Raw genomic sequence first — 15863 nt, 5'->3', positions numbered from 1 at the left:
AACCCGCCCGGCGCCTCATCCGACGGAGAGCCTCAGTCCGCCCCGATGGACGCCATATCGAGCACCATCCCGATTTCGCCATTGGCGAGCAGAGCGCAGCCCATCACGTTTCGGATCGCGGACAGATAGCCTTTCATCGGCCGCACGATCACCAGCTGCTCGCCGACCACCTCGTCGATGGACAATGCGAAATGGGTGGACTCCGCTTCCGCGATAACAAAGAGATATCTCTCGTCCTCGGTCCTGCCCCCCGGCGCCAGGAGATGCGCCCGGGTCTCGGAACTATCCGAGAGGAAACGGATCGGAACCAGCCTGTCCGGACCGAGTTTGAGGTTGATCGTGCGGCTGCCCGCCGACAGATAGACGAGGTCTCTGCCTCCCGAGTGCACGATCCGCTGAATCGAGTGGAGTGGAACGATATACATGACCGCGCCGGCGCGCACGATCATGCCCGCCAGCACGGACATGGACAAAGGCAGAATGACATCGACGCGCAACCCACCGGACTGAGATGCGCCGACCACGACGTCGCCCCCTCGGCTGCGCATGGATGCGCGCACCGCATCCACGGCCGTGCCGGCGCCCTGCGCCTCGAGGCCAGCGCCGTCATCTTCGACCGTCGCCACCACCCGGTCCAGAAAACGCATGACGCCAAGCCGCATCTCGGCTTCGGCCGCCTTCCCCTTCCCGACGCGCGCCGCCGGAGGCTCGATGCTATGTGCGATCGAAATCGAGATCAGCGACCGCATCGGGTCCGAGAGCAGATCCAGGAGATCGGCGTCGATGGGTTCGTTCTGATTGAAGGGTGCGAAACGTAGCGCGCGCCCATGACGCTGGGCTCCAGCAGCCGCGTAATCGACGAGATATTGCAGCAGCGGAGAAGCGGACCGCATCCGGGCCCCGACCGTATCCTCCTGAAGCTGACGCAGCCGCTTTTCCAGCTGTTTCTCGAGTTGCAGGAGCCGGTCGACGTCCTCTTGCCAGTCCTGCAACTGTCGATGAACGGTTTCGCGCGCCTTGGTCCAATTCGAACCGCCGTCCGCCATCGCGGCGTCGAACACTCCCAGCACCCGCGTCTTGTCGAAGCTCGAGATGATCTCGCGCATCGCGCCGTGCCCGGTTACGATTTCGTCGATCGTTTCGAGCATTTCAGTCGAAGAGGCGGACGACTTGTCCGCTTCCGCGTCGAATCTCTCGACCCCGGTTCCCTCGCCATGCGGCCCCATTCCTACCGCCGCATGATTGATCTCGTCTATGACGCGAAGGGCCTCGCCGTCAGGATCGAGTTGCAGGAGCTCTGTGGAAATGCCGTCCGACTCGAGCGGTGCGGCGATGAGAAAGTCGAAAATGGGCCGATCCGCAGGGACCGTCACGCAGCCGATGATCTTGCCGCTCGCATTCGTCCAGTCAAAGAACTTGTTCGCGAGTTCGGGCTGCGGATCGATGTCCGCGCGGATGATGTAGAATCGGTCGCCGGAGGCCAACCGCTCCGCCGCCGACCGCGCGCTTTCTGGCGACAGGACCCCCTGGAAACTTGCCGGCAAATGAAGCAGATGCTCGATCGAACGCACCGGCGCCGCGCCGCTCAAGGCCTCCGTCACCTCCGCGGTCTCGCCAAGCAGGCGCCTCATCGCCTCGTCGCTCGCGGAGTTCACCGCCGATCTGGCGGCCTCGTTGAAGGACTTCATTGTGCTCAGCAGTAGCGGATCCGGCGGGATTTCGCCGGAAGCGACGCGAGCGGCAAGGTCGAGCAAGGCGACCGCGACCCGCCCCGGCGTATCGAGTTTCAGACAGCGGCAGGCCCGATGAATGCGCTCCTGGCAGGCGACGACCCTGTTCCAGTCAATCTCATCCGCCTGCCCATGGAGAGCCTCGGCAAGGTCCGAAAGCGCCGCCGGCAAATGGGTGGAGTACCAAGTCTCGAGAAGGCGCGAAGCCCGTTCGATCGCCACCGAGTCGGCGCCGCCGATTTCGACTTCCCGGATCAGCGAGAGATCTTCATAAAGGCGAAACAGAAGCGTTTCGAACCGTATGGCGTCGCGCAGAGAAGACGGCAGCGCGGCGACGGTCTCCACGATGCGAATATAACCAAGCCGCGACGCAGCCCTTTTGATGGGATCGCAAAAATCGGCGATGTCGCATTTCTCGAGTGTTTCACCCTCCGTCACCGTCTTGCAGAGACTGTCGAGATGGGGCGCGATTTCCTTCAGAAACGCCCCCGCGTCATAGGGCTGGTCCGGCGCCGGCGCAGGCGATCCCTGCTGCGCCTCCCTCTCGCCTCCGCTACGTTGGTAGAGCTCTTCCGCCTGCTCTAGAAGCGCCGCTAGGCGGTTCTCATTCGCCGCCTCTCTCGAAAAGGCGTCAGCGAGCTCCTGCCATTCTACGAAGCCGATACGACCGGCCGCTTCGCTGAGAAGGCCGGCCGCGTTGCGAATCGACTCCCCGCGCGCCTCTCCGTCCTCCTCACGCGATTGCAACGTGAGAGCGATCCTCGTGATTGCGTCGCGCGCCATTTCGAGAAAGATTTTCAGGTAGAGCGGATCCTTTGCGAGATTGTCTTGCGGAGGTCCGAAGAGTACAGCCGTCTCGAACGTCTCGTTCTCGACCTGGTTCTCGGGCGTCCCGGCTGGTGCGAGAGCCGGCGCCTCAGCCGCCTCCCGCCCATCCCCTTCCCCACGTAGCGCGGAATACTTGCTTTTCATTCGCGCGCAGATCGACTCGCTGACCGACTCCTCCGGATCCCTGCGAGACACAACTGCGCTTTCCATCATCTCCCGCAGACGATCGCCTGCTTCCAGAAGGAGATCAAGCAGCTCTGCGTCCATCTGCACGCCTTCGTCGCGGACGAGACCGATGAGGTCCTCCGCAAGATGCGCGCAGGTCTCGATCCTGACGAGACCGATTAACCTGGAATTTCCCTTGAACGTGTGCATCGCCCGGAAAAGCTCTGCAATCGCCTCGCCGTCTCGGTGGTCGCCCCTCAATCTGAGGAGCGCCGCTTCGACCGTATCGAGCGACTGGGCGCCATCGTCGGCGTACAACGCCCAGATTTCGTCAATATCTTCGGACAAAGCGGCTATCTCCCTCGACTGTATTATGCTGGAAAACCCCTGCGGCCAGATCAGGCGGCGAGCACGAGCGACATCACGCGGGCAAGCTCCGCGCCGCGTTTGTCCGCCAGATCCATGGAAACGGCGCCGGACGGCTTCGTGATGATCGCGTCCGCCCCGAGCGACCGCGCTTCCGATGCTTGTTTCGACCCTGCCGACGCGACGGAGGACAGGATCACCACCTTCGCCCTCGTCTTCATCTTGGCGTGCCGCAAAAACTCGAGCCCGTTCATCCCTGGCATCTCGATATCGAGAAGGATCAGATTGAGATCCGGGAATTTCGCGAGCTGTTCCAGCGCCGCCTTGCCATTCTCCGCCGAGGTCACAACCTTGAAGTCGGGAAGGGACGAGACGAAGTTGGAGATCACGACCCGCATCATTGCGGAATCGTCCACAACCATCACCTTATGCATCGATCTCTCCTGCTCTCGCAGTGAGCCGGGCGCCCCGCCCGGCTGCGTATTGATGGCCTTCAGAACCCGCCGAAGCCCCGCTCATCCTGGTCCAGCGGAATGATCGCGCTCGCATTCTTTCTCGGCCTTCCCCCCGCAGCCGCAACCTTCGCCGGCGCGGCGACATCGGCCCGCTGTTGATTTCCCAGGAGAGCCTTCAGCTGCTCGACCATTTCAGCAGTCATCCCGTTGAGCCCCGGTAGACCCAGCGCACCCGCCGAAGCCCGCTCACGCAGCTTGAAGCGACGCACGCTTTCGCTCATCGACTCGGCGAGCTTGCTCAATTCGGAGGAAGATGCGGCGAGCTCTTCCGCCTGCTGGCTGCCTTCCTGCGAAGCCTTGCTGACCTGATTCATCGCAACATTGATCTGCGATATGCCTCGCGACTGTTCGGCGCTCGCAACCGCGATCTCAGCCACCAGATCCTTGACCCTCACCACATTGGTGACAATCTGATCCAGCGCTTCGCGGGTTTCCTTGGCGATGGCGACGCCTTCGTTCACGCGCTTGACCGAATCTTCGATCATCTCGGCCGTTTCACGCGCCGCCTTCGCGCTGCGCCCGGCGAGGTTCCTCACCTCCTGAGCGACAACGGCGAACCCTCGCCCATGCTGTCCTGCCCGCGCCGCCTCGACAGCGGCGTTGAGCGCAAGGAGATTCGTCTGGAAAGCAATCTCGTCGATGACCTTGATGATCTTGCCAATGCTCTGGGCCGAGGCGCTGATCGCGTTCATCGCTTCGTTCATGTCCTCCATCTTCGCCTGCCCCTGATTGGCGGCCTGGGAGGCGCTGATCACGAGCTGGTTCGCCGAATTCGCGTTCTCGGTGTTCGCCTGAACCTGCGTATTGGTCTCCGTCACACTCGACGTCACCTCCTGAACCGCCGCGGCCTGCTCCTCAGATACAGAAGCCATGTTCTGAGAGGCGGAGTTCAGCTGATCGGCCGAAATACCGACCTGTTCCACCGAGTCAACGATCCTGTAGAGCGTATTGTTGATCCCGGCCATCGCCGCGTCGAAAGCATTCTTGACCGCCAGGAAATCCCCGCGGAAGTCGCCTTCGAGCGTAACGCCGACATCGTTTCGCCCAAGAGCTTCGACTGCCTTGGCGATATTCTTGATCGGATCGACAAGCGCATCGAGCGTCTCGTTGATCCCCTCGACGATTTTCTGGAAATCGCCCTGATGGCGCCTTGCGTCGGCGCGCTCCTGAAGGCGACCCTCGGCGCCCGCTCTCGCCAGCCTATTCACGTCCTCCACCATGGACATGAGACTGACGCGAACCTGCTCGGCATCATTCTGAAGAGAACCGAACGCTCCCTCCAACGCCGTCTCTGCTCCCTTTGTAAGATCTCCCTTCGCTACCCGGTTAAGGCCCCCCCCAATTATTACAAGCGCACTGCCTGTGAGTTCGATGAGCCGGTTGATGCTCTCACCGAGAAGCTTGAAGACGCCTTCCGCGCCGCTCATATCCACACGCCGCGAAAAATCGCCACGGCCCGCCGCGTCGATGGCGACGACGATTTCCTTCTCGATACGTTTCTCGCTCGTCTTGTCGATCCATTCGACGGAGATCGCGACCTTCTTGCCGTTCTTGTCGAAGATCGGAGAGGCCTTGAGCGCAAAACTCCGGCCGCCGACGCTGATTTGCGTATTGTAAATCGACGTCAGATTATCGAGAAGCCGCCGTTGATGCGCAGGGTTCTTGTGAAAGATGTCGATATTGGAGCCCAAAATCTTGCTGGCGCTGAAGTTGGGCAAGTCCTTGCGGACATCCGCCTCGGCCGCCGCCAGCATGTCGAGAACCGATCGATTGGCGTAAAAAATACGGCAGTCAGCGTCCGCGATCATCAACGAGTCGCTCGCATTGTCGAGCGCCTGACGGATACGCTGAGTCTGCGTAATATCGGGACCTGCTGTATCGAGGGCCGCGTTCAGCTCTCCGATGACCTCAGCCCACTCGCCGCTCGCCGACGAGGAATCGGCGCGAACGCTGAAGTCGCTGTTCTTCAGCGCGCGAATCGCGCGCAGAATTTCCCTGACAGCCTGATTGTTGTCTGCATTTGACATGATGAGTTCCTTCTCTTCACTTGACTGAAATCGGGCCACGGAGCCCGAAACGCTTATGGGAGCCTCACAACCACCTTCGCCCTCAGGAGCGGCGGGTTCATCCGGCGGAGGGGCCTCCTCCGCCCGCTCAAAAGGCTGGTTCTGATCGTCGATCGAATCTCTGATTTCATCTGGCGTCATTGCAGGGACGCTCCCTCCCCGGCGTCCCCGTGACCTTCCCCGACGAGCCGTCGAATATCCAGGATCACCGCAACCCGGTCGCCGGATTTACCGAGTCCCCTGATCAGACTGTCATGCGAACGTCCTGATCCGAACTTCGGCGCCGGGTCGATTTGCGAGGGGGGGATTTCCAGCACGTCGCTGACATTGTCGACGACAAGGCCAATCGGAACGGCGCTCACGTCCAGTACGATAATGACAGTGCGTTCCGTATATGGCTTCTCGTCCATATCAAAACGCCGCCGAACATCCATCACAGGGATGACCTTGCAGCGCAGATTGATTACACCCTTGATGAAGGCGGGAACATCCGGCACCGGCATGACTTTTTGCATGCCAACGATCTCAGTCACAAAAGCGATCCCGAGACCATATTCCTCGCCGGATACGCCGAAAGTGAGGTACATATCGTCTATGTTATTTTCGTCGTTGAAGATCAATTCCGCAGAGTCGCTTTCCATTGCGCGCTCGGGCGAATTACCTGCGGTTGCATCTCCCGTGGAAGCTTCAGCCATCGACATTCTCCATCTTTAGTCTCGTTTGATCGCTCTTGTGAGCAAACCTGGAATTTTCTGCAAAGCAACCACCGCCTCGGCCGCCCCCAAGTCGCTCGCCGCCTTGGGCATGCCATAGACCACCGAGGTTTCCTCATCCTGTACGAAGGTTCTCCCGCCCGCGTTTCGGATTGCAAGTAACCCCTCCGCCCCGTCACGACCCATGCCTGTCAACAACGCCGCAGCGGCATGACGCCCTGCGGCCTGGGCGACAGAATTGAAAAGCACGTCAACTGCCGGACGCGAGAAATTCACTTCGGGCCCATCGACAAGAACGATCCGATAATCACACCCCGACCGAACGACCGTCATGTGCTTGGCCCCGCCGGGCGCGACGAGGACAAGCCCTTTACATACGCGTTCGCCATCCTCCGCCTCCTTCACGCGCATTGCGGACATGCCATTGAGGCGCTCCGCGAATTTCGACGTGACCCCGGCAGGCATATGTTGAACCACAACGATGCCCGAGCTATTCGCGGGAAAAGCTGGCATGATGTGGCTGAGCGCCTCTACGCCTCCTGTCGAAGCGCCAATCGCAATTAGTTTCGGGCAAGCCGCCTCGACCACCGGCGCGACCTTTTCCAACGGCCGTAATCTGATGCGCCCAAAACGCGACACGTCCACTCGCGCTGCGTCCTTCACCCGACGACAAATGTCGCTCAACATGTTTGGTAACTGGTCCACCAACCCGATGCTGGGTTTTGCGATCGCATCAACGGCGCCGGCGGCGAGCGCCTCGAGCGTCACGCCCTTTCCCTGTTGAGTAAAGGAGCTGATCATCACTGTCGGCGTCGGAATGGCGCGCATATATTGCTTCAGAAATGTCACACCATCCATGCGCGGCATCTCTACATCGAGAGTCACAACGTCTGGCCTCAGGTCCACCAGCAAATCTCGCGCGCGATAGGGGTCATTTGCCTGCCCGACAACCTCGATCTCGGGGTCTCGCGACAAGCCGTCGGCGAGAACTTTTCTCACGAGTGCCGAGTCGTCGATGACCAGAACCCTCACGGGTCGATTCGGAAGCGCGTTCATCATATTTTCCTGTGCGCCCCGCTACGGACCGTGTTCCAGGGAACCCGAAGATCGCGCAGGGTGAAACTAACATCTGTCAGCAGGATGCCGCCTGGCTGAACGACTTCATGAACCGAATGCAAGACCTCCCTCTGGGTCGGTATCCGGAAATAGTAGAGAACGTTGCGACACAAGACGATGTCGAACTTCTTCTGGAAGGGATAGGGACGATGCTTCAAATTCATGCGTCGAAACGTGCACATCCTCTTGATATCGTCCGACACCGCCACTCGCCCGTCGGCCAGTGGCCGGAAGAATCGCGGCCTCAGATGATCGGGGGTGTATTCTAGGTTCGGTCTGCGATAGATCCCCAGCTCCGCCGTCTCGATGACGGGCGCGCTAATGTCAGTCCCAAGTATCTTCACCCGTTCCTGGGCCTCTTCCAGCCCGAGGGCCTCGACAGCAATGATTGCGCATGTATAGGCCTCGTCTCCCGTCGATGTCGCGGCGCTCCAAACTCGAATTTCTCCCTGGCTTTTCGCAAGGTCGAACAGATGGCGCCGATAGAAGTCGAGCGTATCCATCTCTCGAAAGAAATACGTGTGGTTCGTCGATGCGGCATGCACAACAGCCGCTGTCAGTTCATGGTTTTTGTCGCGTTCGATTTCCCGAGCTAGTTCGCCGAGACCTTGCAAACCGAACTGTTCCACGACCCGGGCGAGCCGCTGTCCCATGAGCCCAAGATCAGCCTCGCCGAAATGAAGACCGCAACGATCATGCAGCCATGCCTCAAGGCGTCGATTTGCATCGAGACCGTCATTCGCTACGGCGAGCGCTTTGCAGGCGTCTACTGTCACAGCACGATTTCCGTGAGCTTCTCACTATCGAGCATCATGGCGACTTCACCAGTGCCGAGTAGAGCACAACCGAAACTTGCCCTTATTCTCTCCAGATGCCCCTGGAGAGGTTTCATCACGATCTGCTGCTGATCGAAGAGCTCGTCGACAGGCACCCCGATTTTTCCCTGGCTTGTCTGGAAAACCAGGATGATCTTGTTGACGAGCATGTCCGATTCATGGGCCTCGCCGTAGAAACGCTCGAGACGGCAAATCGGCACGAGCGCCTCTCTGACCTTCACCAACTCTCCCCCGCCATCAGCTGTCATGACAGTCAATTGCTCGGCGACAGGCCTGAAAATCTCTGCAACAGCGGTAATAGGCGTCGCGAACAATCGTTCGCCAACCCGCATCACAAGACTATCAATGAAAGCCAGGGAGAGCGGAATGGAGAGGATAACCCTTGTTCCCGAGCCCCAGACGCTATCGACGAGGATACGACCCCGCAGTCGCTTGATGGTATTATCGAGCACATCCATCCCAACCCCACGTCCCGACAGGTTGGTCACAGCCTCGGCGGTTGAAAATCCAGGCTTGAATATGATTTGCCAGAGGTCCCGATCGTCCGGTTCCTCGTCCGAACCGATCAATCCTCCTTCACGTCCGCGCTTCAGTATCTTGGCCCTGTTGAGACCACGCCCATCGTCGGCGATCGTTATTTGAATGTCCCCGCCTACCTGAGCCGCCGAAAGCGCGATCTTCCCTCGGCGACGCTTTCCGTTGGTAATGCGTTCGTCGGGGGGCTCTAGCCCATGATCCACGCAGTTACGTACGACATGAACGAGCGGCTCGAAGAGCTGGTCGACAACAATTTTGTCTATTTCAGTCTCCTCGCCATGAACCTCGAGATCGACCTCCTTTCCGGTTTGGCGCTCAAGTTCGCGCACCAACCGACCCATACGCTGAAAAACGTCCCCAATAGGCACGAGGCGGAGTTCGGCAGCCGCCTCCTGTACCTCGCGCAGGACCAGCTTGAGGCGATGAGCTGATTTCTCGAAATTCGTCAGATCGAGATCGGATAGGTCGGAACTGTGAATTGTGTCAGAGACGCTCAGGCTGAGTTCGCCCACAAGGTCCATGAGGCGACTGACTTTTTGCGCAGACACGCGCAATTGGCTTGTGGTCGCCGCAGAAGCTTCTCTTGCTGAAGACACGGTTTGCTTCCCTTATCATGGCGGCGCCGGTTGATGCCCCATTTTTCAACTCGTGATGCACAGGTGCGCACATGCAAGCCGCCCAACGACGACGTCGGCGCGTTTCGGCTTATTTTTCGATTTCGGATTTCAACCGAAGCGACACGCCGGCTTCATGCCTGCGGTTTCTTTCGCCATGTCGCTGTCTACTCAGATTGGACCATACAAACCTTATGCGGCCCTGAATGTTTCACAAGAAAAACACAGTAGACGTCGCGCCGAGTCAAAACATGTGCAACTCGCCCGAGATCTGTTGCTCCGCCGATTCGCCGCTGCACATCCGGTCCAGACGGTCCCTAAGACGGGAGAGCTTCAGATTCCTCATCGCCTCATCGCTCTCAATTCTCCAGGACGGTGGAATCGCCTCCGACACCTGATTTACGAAACCCGCTAGCGCGAACAGGTGTTGCTGTAAGATGTCGATTGTTTGCGCCTGTTGCAGGAAGATGTCTGTGGTGGCTCCGTTCTTGACAGATGCTTCCACGAGCGCATGAAGGTCTTCGACGGATCCGGCCGCAACCTCGAGCTCCGCGCCGATACGAACAAGCACCTCTCCCAACGGCCTCGCTTGTATTTCGCTCATATCTTTCTCCCGCGGTGGACCAAGAACTCGGGCCCGCCTACGCTCGACCTAAAACAGCTCCAGCGTGCCATAGTTCTCGGTCTTCGAGTCCCCTTTCACTAGAGACTTCTCGATGACGTTCGAACTTTGCGGCAAAAGGATCTGCCGCGCCCGCCCCGAGACAGGGAAAAATTCCAGCCTGCGCCCGTGCGTACCGCCGAGATTTTCAGCGAGGACGCGTATTCCCTCATTTGCGAGAAATTCTCTCGCAAAGGCGGAATTTTGTGCTCCAATATCCGACAGCCCCTCGAGCATGCGCGCGCCGCCGAAAAGTTTCGCTTCGATGCGTTCACGCCTTGCGCCGCGTTTCAAAAGGCCGTTGATGAGCAACTCCATCAGGTAAGCGCCGTATCGGTCCGCTTCCTGCCTGCGAGATGCATCGCCGCCAGGGAGGAGGAAGTGATTCATCCCGCCCACCCCCGCGGCCGGATCTCTCAGGCAGGCCGCGACGCAAGATCCGAGAATCGTCGAGAGAACGACATTGGGCTCAGAGACGACCTGATATTCGCCCTGAATGAGATGTATTTTCCGAGGCTGATTGGAAGGCTGCCCCATCAAAGCTTCCCGAAAATAGCTTCGATCGCGGTTTTGAGCTTCGAGGCCGTAATTGGTTTGACAAGGTAATTGTTCACGCCAAGTTTCGCCGCGGTTTCGATGATCGCCTTGTCCGCCTGTCCGGTAAGAACGATGAATGGCACACGCTGCGTCGGTTTGTATCCTCTGATCGCCTTCAGCAGTCCCATCCCATCCATAACGGGCATGTTGACGTCCGAAATGACGAGATGGGCCGGCGTGTCCATCATGAATTTCAGCGCCTTCTCGCCATCGGTTGCGAAAAAGACTTTATGCACGCCTATTTGATCGAGTGCATCACGCAGCAAGAGGCGACTCGTGCTGGTGTCGTCGACGATCAGCACCCGAAGTTGATCTGCTATACTCATTTTTACCTCAGCCTGGTTTTGTTCGTCATTGTCAGGATGCGATCCGCAATCGCGCCGAGTGGAAGTTGCTGGCACACGCCACCAAGTTCAAAGGCTGCTCGCGGCATCCCGTAGACGAGCGAGGTCGCCTCGTCCTGCCCGAGCGTTTCCGCGCCGCTTTGTCGCAGGCTGAGCAATCCTTGTGCGCCGTCCTTCCCCATTCCGGTCAAAATCACGCCGACCGCTTTCGGCCCGAGCGAGCGCGCGACAGACTGGAACAGCGCATCGACCGATGGACGATGGCCGGACACGAGATCTCCTTCCTGCAGGCGGCATCTCGGACGGTCCGCTCCGAGGATCACCAAATGCCTGGCGCCGCCGGGCGCGATATAGACATGACCAGGAGCCAGGGTTTCCCCGTCTGTCGCTTCCATCACCTTTGCAGGGCACAACCGGTCGAGCCTGTCCGCGAAGCTTTTGGTGAAGACGGCAGGCATGTGCTGCGTTACGACGATTGGCGGGCAATTCGCGGGAAATCGCGACAATAATGTGCACAGCGCCTCGACTCCGCCCATAGACGCCCCGATGGCGGCGACGCGCCCGTCGGATAAATATTGGCTGCCTGGAAGAATACGCGCGGCCATAGACTCCGCGGCTGGCCGCAACCGGCGCAGATGCGCTCCCGCGGCGGCCTTAACCCGCGCGCCAAGATCTTCGAGCGAATCCTTGTTTCTCGGTGATGGCTTTGCAATGCAATCGACTGCGCCGATCTCGAGCGCCCGGATGCTCGTGTCGGTTCCGCGCTCTGTCAAACTGGAAATCACGATAACAGGCGTCGGCCGCAAACGCATGATCCGTTCGAGAAAGTCGAGCCCGTTCATCCGCGGCATCTCGATGTCGAGCGTCACGACATCCGGGCTGAGCTCCTTGATCGCGTCACGCGCCTCAAATGCATCCCCTGCCTCTCCGATAACTCTTATGTCCGGATCGGCGGAAAGCGTCGACGCGATCAACGATCGCATTGTGCGCGAGTCGTCCACGACGAGAACATTGCAAGACTTCACCGGGCATCTCCTTCCGGGAGCCGATAGGTTGTCACGCCATCATTGGTCAGCAAGCTTGCGGCGGGCCCTGTCACACGCTCAGAATGCCCGATATAGAGAACGCCGCCGGGATTGAGCATTGGGACGAAGCGACGCCATATTTCCTGCTGGGTCTTTTCCTCGAAATAGATCGCGACGTTCCGACAAAAAATTGCGTCAAATTTCCCTTTCATTGGCCACGGACCGATCAGATTGAGCTTTCGGAACGCCACGAGGGATGAAAGCCTCTGGTCGACCTTCCACATGCCCTCTCCGGTCGCGGAAAACCACTTCCGGCGCAGGTCTTCGGGAACCGCGGCGACAGCGTCTTCTGCATATTCACCGTCCACTGCAGCTTGAATCATATAGTCGTCGATATCGGTTCCCAGCACGCGAATATTGAAATCGTCAGCATCTGGCAGGACCGAAAAAACTGTCATCGTGATCGAGTAGGCTTCCTGGCCATTCGAGCAAGCAGCTGACCAGATTCTTACGCGGCGTCCAGCGCGCGCCTGCGAGCCGAGCCGTTCGATCAAGTTCCTCTTCAAATCCGCGAAATGATGCTCCTCGCGAAAAAAGCGCGTCACATTCGTCGTCAGCGCGGCGATCATCTGATGGCGTTCTCTCTCACCTGACGCGCTTGCGATCAGGGAACAATACTGCTCGAAGCTGTCCATGCCGAGCGCGCGGAGGCGCTTTGTCAGTCGCGAGTACACAAACGGCGCCTTCGCCTCAGAAAGATAAATGCCCGCCTCTGCGTTTAAAATGCGTGAAATTTGCCGGAAATCTCCGTCCGTGTATTTGAAAACCGTCATGATGTCGGCCTGACTCGGCCTGGCCACCGTCTGCATCCGATCTCGCTCCAATAGGCCTTTATCCACTTGTCAAACTGTCTCAATCGTCGCTTCGCTTATCTGACAGTAATCCCCACGGGAAAGGCTCAGCACAGCGTCGACGTCTACGATCAGCGCAACCCGCCCGTCACCAAGTATCGTCGCTGCCGCGATGCCCGGCACTTTTCCATAATTGGCTTCCAGGCTTTTGATCACGACCTGCCGCTGCCCTTGTATGGCGTCGACCAGAAGCGCGCATTTCTCACCGCTCTCGGACTCGACGAGGAGCGCAACCTGGGTCGTTGGATCGATCTCCTGAAATCTGTAGGAGAGGATCATCCCCACATCTATGAGCGGGATGAAGCTACTGCGATTGCCAATGACACGGACGCCGGAACTCAGGAGGTGGATATTCTGCGGCCTCGGCTGCAGCGTTTCGATGACGGCCGTCAATGGCAAAACGAGGATCTGACCCGCAACGTTCACCACCATTCCGTCGAGAACCGCCAGTGTCAGCGGAAGGCTCATCGAGAAAGTCGATCCGTTTCCCTGTCTCGATGAAATCGAGATACGCCCGCCCAGCGCCTGAATTGCGCGCTTAACGACATCCATGCCGACCCCTCGGCTAGAAATGCTGGACGCGGTCTGGTTCGTCGAGAACCCCGGAAGGAAAATCAGCGCGTCCGTCTCCTCGTCGGACAGCACGGCGTTTTCCGATATCAACCCCTTCCTGACAGCAATCTCACGAACGCGCATGCGATTGATGCCAGCGCCGTCGTCTGTAACCTCGATTATGATGCGTCCGGAGCGGTGCATGGCCGAGAGGCGCAATGTCCCCTCCTCCGGCTTACCAGCCGCGATGCGCTCCTCGGGCCCCTCGATCCCGTGATCGACAGCGTTGCGGACCATATGCGTCAACGGATCTGTCAATCTTTCGACGACCGTCTTGTCTACTTCCGTTCCTTCGCCGTCGACGACAAGGCGCACGGATTTTTTGGTGATAGCGGCGACTTCGCGCACTATTCGCGACATGCGCTGGAAGATGGGCTTCACCGGCTGCGCCCTTATCGCCATCACGCTGTCTTGAATGTCGCGGGTGAGCTGCTCGAGTTCCTCCAGCCCGATCATCACAGAAGAGCCGCGGGGGAGACCCGCCTCGGAAACCCGTTGCGACAACACTGCCTGATTGATGACAAGTTCACCAACGAGATTGACAAGGCGGTCGATCTTGTCGAGATCGACGCGTATCGTCTCCTGTACGGGTTGCGGCGGAGCTTGTTCAAACCCTTGTTTACCTTGGGGCGGAGTCGGATCGGGTGTCGTAACCTTCGGCTCCGGGAGCTTTGGCTGCTCAGTGTGATCTTCAATGAGCGAGGGCGAGGGCGGCGCCTGCTCTATTGTCTTTTCGACAAGCCCCTTTTCCGTCTCAACCGGGTGACCGGGATTTACCGAGTAATCGCAATCAGCCGACACGAAATCGAATATTTGTTCGATGTCGGCGGCCGACGCCTCTGTTTCCAGGCTTACCGTCCAGGAGAAATAGGCCCCTTCGGCGTCAAGCTCCGTCAGGAGTGGCAACTCCGAGCAGTCACACGAAACGCTCGCTTCGCCGAGCGCCTTGATCTCCCGTAATATTCTCAGCGCCTCATTTGCGCGGGCGTAAAGGGTCGGCTTCGGACGAAATGAGACCGAGAACTGGTTCGCCCTCGGCGCGGCAATGTCTCCATCGTCGCCGAATATGGCATCGAGCGATATGGCGACGGGCTCGAAGTTGATTTGGCTTGCATCGTTCTGGGACGCGGCGTCGGCAGTAGCTTTACCCTGCTTCGGTTCGGCGCATACCGCATCTAGGCTGGCCTTCGCGGAAGCGACCTGATCCGCGTCCCATGATGTATCGTTTCGAATCGCTCGAATCAGATCGGACAACACATCCGAGGAATGCAGAAGGACCTTGGTTGTAGCGGGGGTCGGCGTGAGAGCTTCGGATCGAAGGAGATCGAGAGTTGTTTCGAATACATGCACGAACTCCACGAGTTCGTCGTATCCAAACGCCGCTGCGCCACCCTTGATCGAATGAACGGCTCTGAAGACCGCATTGATGATCTCGGGATGATGGTTGCCGTCTTCGATGGCGATGAGGCCGCTCTCGAGTTCGGCAAGCTGCTCCTCACACTCCTGGAAGAAAGTCTGCTTGATTGCTTCCAAATGATCCAAAACTGCCTCCCGCTGGCTTAGGCGCTCACGCGCTTGATGGCGCTAACCAGCTTGGCCGGATCGAAAGGCTTCACGATCCAACCTGTGGCGCCGGCTCTGCGGGCGCGCTCCTTCTTCTCGTCGTCGCTTTCTGTTGTCAGGACGAGAATTGGAATCGCTCGGTGACGCTCGCTCGTGCGCACACCTTCGATGAAGCCGAACCCATCCATACGCGGCATGTTGATATCGGTCACGATGACATCGGGCGTCGTCAACTCGAGCGTTTCGAGACCTTCGACGCCGTCACCTGCCTGCACAACCTCAAAACCTGCGGCGGTAAGCGCTACTTCGAGCATCTGGCGCATCGTCTTGGAATCATCGACGGTAAGAATTTTCTTGCTCATCTGCCTTGTTCGCCTTCTACGAGTCCTTCGATATTCAACCCCGCGTCGGCAAATGCAGCCTGGAGTTCCTCGGTGGGGTTGATGATGGTGAGCGGAAAGCCGTCGCGCTCCCAGGTTTGGCGCGCGGACAGTATGACCTGCAAACACTGCGCTCCGACATTTCTGACCTTCGCGCCGTCGAGCCTCATCCCTCCGCCTCTCGCGGATAGCAGGGAGTTGACGAGCGGCACGGCCGCCCGCAGGTCGAGGGCTTCGGGCAACGTCACTTCATAGAGCGATGTCTGCGGCTGTTCTTCGTCCAT

General features: G+C 59.0%; 14 protein-coding genes and 1 pseudogene. All 15 read right to left on the bottom strand.

Translation table 11 applies throughout. The annotated features are described in order from the left end of the window. Nucleotides 1–32: 32 nt before the first annotated feature. Nucleotides 33–3071 (bottom strand): Hpt domain-containing protein, encoded by a 3039-nt coding sequence (locus WOC76_RS07755; protein ID WP_341431356.1) that lies wholly within the window; start codon nt 3069–3071, stop codon nt 33–35. Between the two features lie 50 nt (nt 3072–3121). Beyond that, nucleotides 3122–3523: a response regulator gene (locus tag WOC76_RS07750; protein WP_341107818.1), complete on the bottom strand. Its 402-nt coding sequence runs from the start codon at nt 3521–3523 to the stop codon at nt 3122–3124. Between the two features lie 59 nt (nt 3524–3582). Continuing rightward, on the bottom strand, nt 3583–5631 hold the full coding sequence (locus WOC76_RS07745; RefSeq protein ID WP_341431355.1) for a methyl-accepting chemotaxis protein: 2049 nt from the start codon (nt 5629–5631) through the stop codon (nt 3583–3585). 176 nt (nt 5632–5807) lie between these two features. Then, nucleotides 5808–6365, bottom strand: coding sequence for a chemotaxis protein CheW (locus WOC76_RS07740; RefSeq protein ID WP_341431354.1), 558 nt, complete (start codon nt 6363–6365; stop codon nt 5808–5810). 15 nt (nt 6366–6380) lie between these two features. Next, entirely contained in the window at nt 6381–7442 is a 1062-nt protein-coding gene (locus WOC76_RS07735) for a protein-glutamate methylesterase/protein-glutamine glutaminase (RefSeq protein ID WP_341107826.1), read from the bottom strand. Further along, a complete protein-coding gene (locus WOC76_RS07730) occupies nt 7439–8275 on the bottom strand; it encodes a CheR family methyltransferase (protein ID WP_341107828.1) in 837 nt (278 codons plus the stop codon). Before WOC76_RS07730 ends, WOC76_RS07735 begins: the two co-directional genes overlap by 4 nt. After that, nucleotides 8272–9468 carry a chemotaxis protein CheA gene (locus WOC76_RS07725; RefSeq protein ID WP_341107830.1) on the bottom strand — a complete coding sequence of 399 codons (1197 nt, stop codon included), beginning with the start codon at nt 9466–9468 and terminating at the stop codon, nt 8272–8274. Before WOC76_RS07725 ends, WOC76_RS07730 begins: the two co-directional genes overlap by 4 nt. A gap of 262 nt (nt 9469–9730) precedes the next feature. Next, on the bottom strand, nt 9731–10090 hold the full coding sequence (locus WOC76_RS07720) for a hypothetical protein (protein WP_341107833.1): 360 nt from the start codon (nt 10088–10090) through the stop codon (nt 9731–9733). Between the two features lie 141 nt (nt 10091–10231). Continuing rightward, a pseudogene (locus WOC76_RS07715) lies at nt 10232–10684 on the bottom strand (chemotaxis protein CheD); the annotation flags it as partial. Further along, nucleotides 10684–11070, bottom strand: coding sequence for a response regulator (locus WOC76_RS07710; RefSeq protein WP_341107836.1), 387 nt, complete (start codon nt 11068–11070; stop codon nt 10684–10686). The gene WOC76_RS07710 and the pseudogene WOC76_RS07715, both read right to left, overlap by 1 nt. 2 nt (nt 11071–11072) lie before the next feature. Continuing rightward, nucleotides 11073–12071 (bottom strand): protein-glutamate methylesterase/protein-glutamine glutaminase, encoded by a 999-nt coding sequence (locus tag WOC76_RS07705; protein ID WP_445928472.1) that lies wholly within the window; start codon nt 12069–12071, stop codon nt 11073–11075. Nucleotides 12072–12109: 38 nt separating this feature from the next. Then, nucleotides 12110–12982, bottom strand: a complete 873-nt coding sequence (locus tag WOC76_RS07700) for a CheR family methyltransferase (protein WP_341107838.1) — start codon at nt 12980–12982, stop codon at nt 12110–12112. Between the two features lie 33 nt (nt 12983–13015). Then, complete coding sequence (locus WOC76_RS07695) at nt 13016–15178, bottom strand: chemotaxis protein CheA (protein WP_341107840.1); 2163 nt, start codon at nt 15176–15178, stop codon at nt 13016–13018. A gap of 17 nt (nt 15179–15195) precedes the next feature. Next, nucleotides 15196–15561 carry a response regulator gene (locus WOC76_RS07690; RefSeq protein ID WP_341107842.1) on the bottom strand — a complete coding sequence of 122 codons (366 nt, stop codon included), beginning with the start codon at nt 15559–15561 and terminating at the stop codon, nt 15196–15198. Next, a complete protein-coding gene (locus WOC76_RS07685; RefSeq protein ID WP_341107843.1) occupies nt 15558–15863 on the bottom strand; it encodes an STAS domain-containing protein in 306 nt (101 codons plus the stop codon). The genes WOC76_RS07690 and WOC76_RS07685 overlap by 4 nt, the downstream gene beginning before the upstream one ends.

Origin of the sequence: Methylocystis sp. IM3 (assembly GCF_038070105.1) — a bacterium.
GTDB lineage: Bacteria > Pseudomonadota > Alphaproteobacteria > Rhizobiales > Beijerinckiaceae > Methylocystis.
This window is presented reverse-complemented; position numbering and strand designations above follow the sequence as displayed.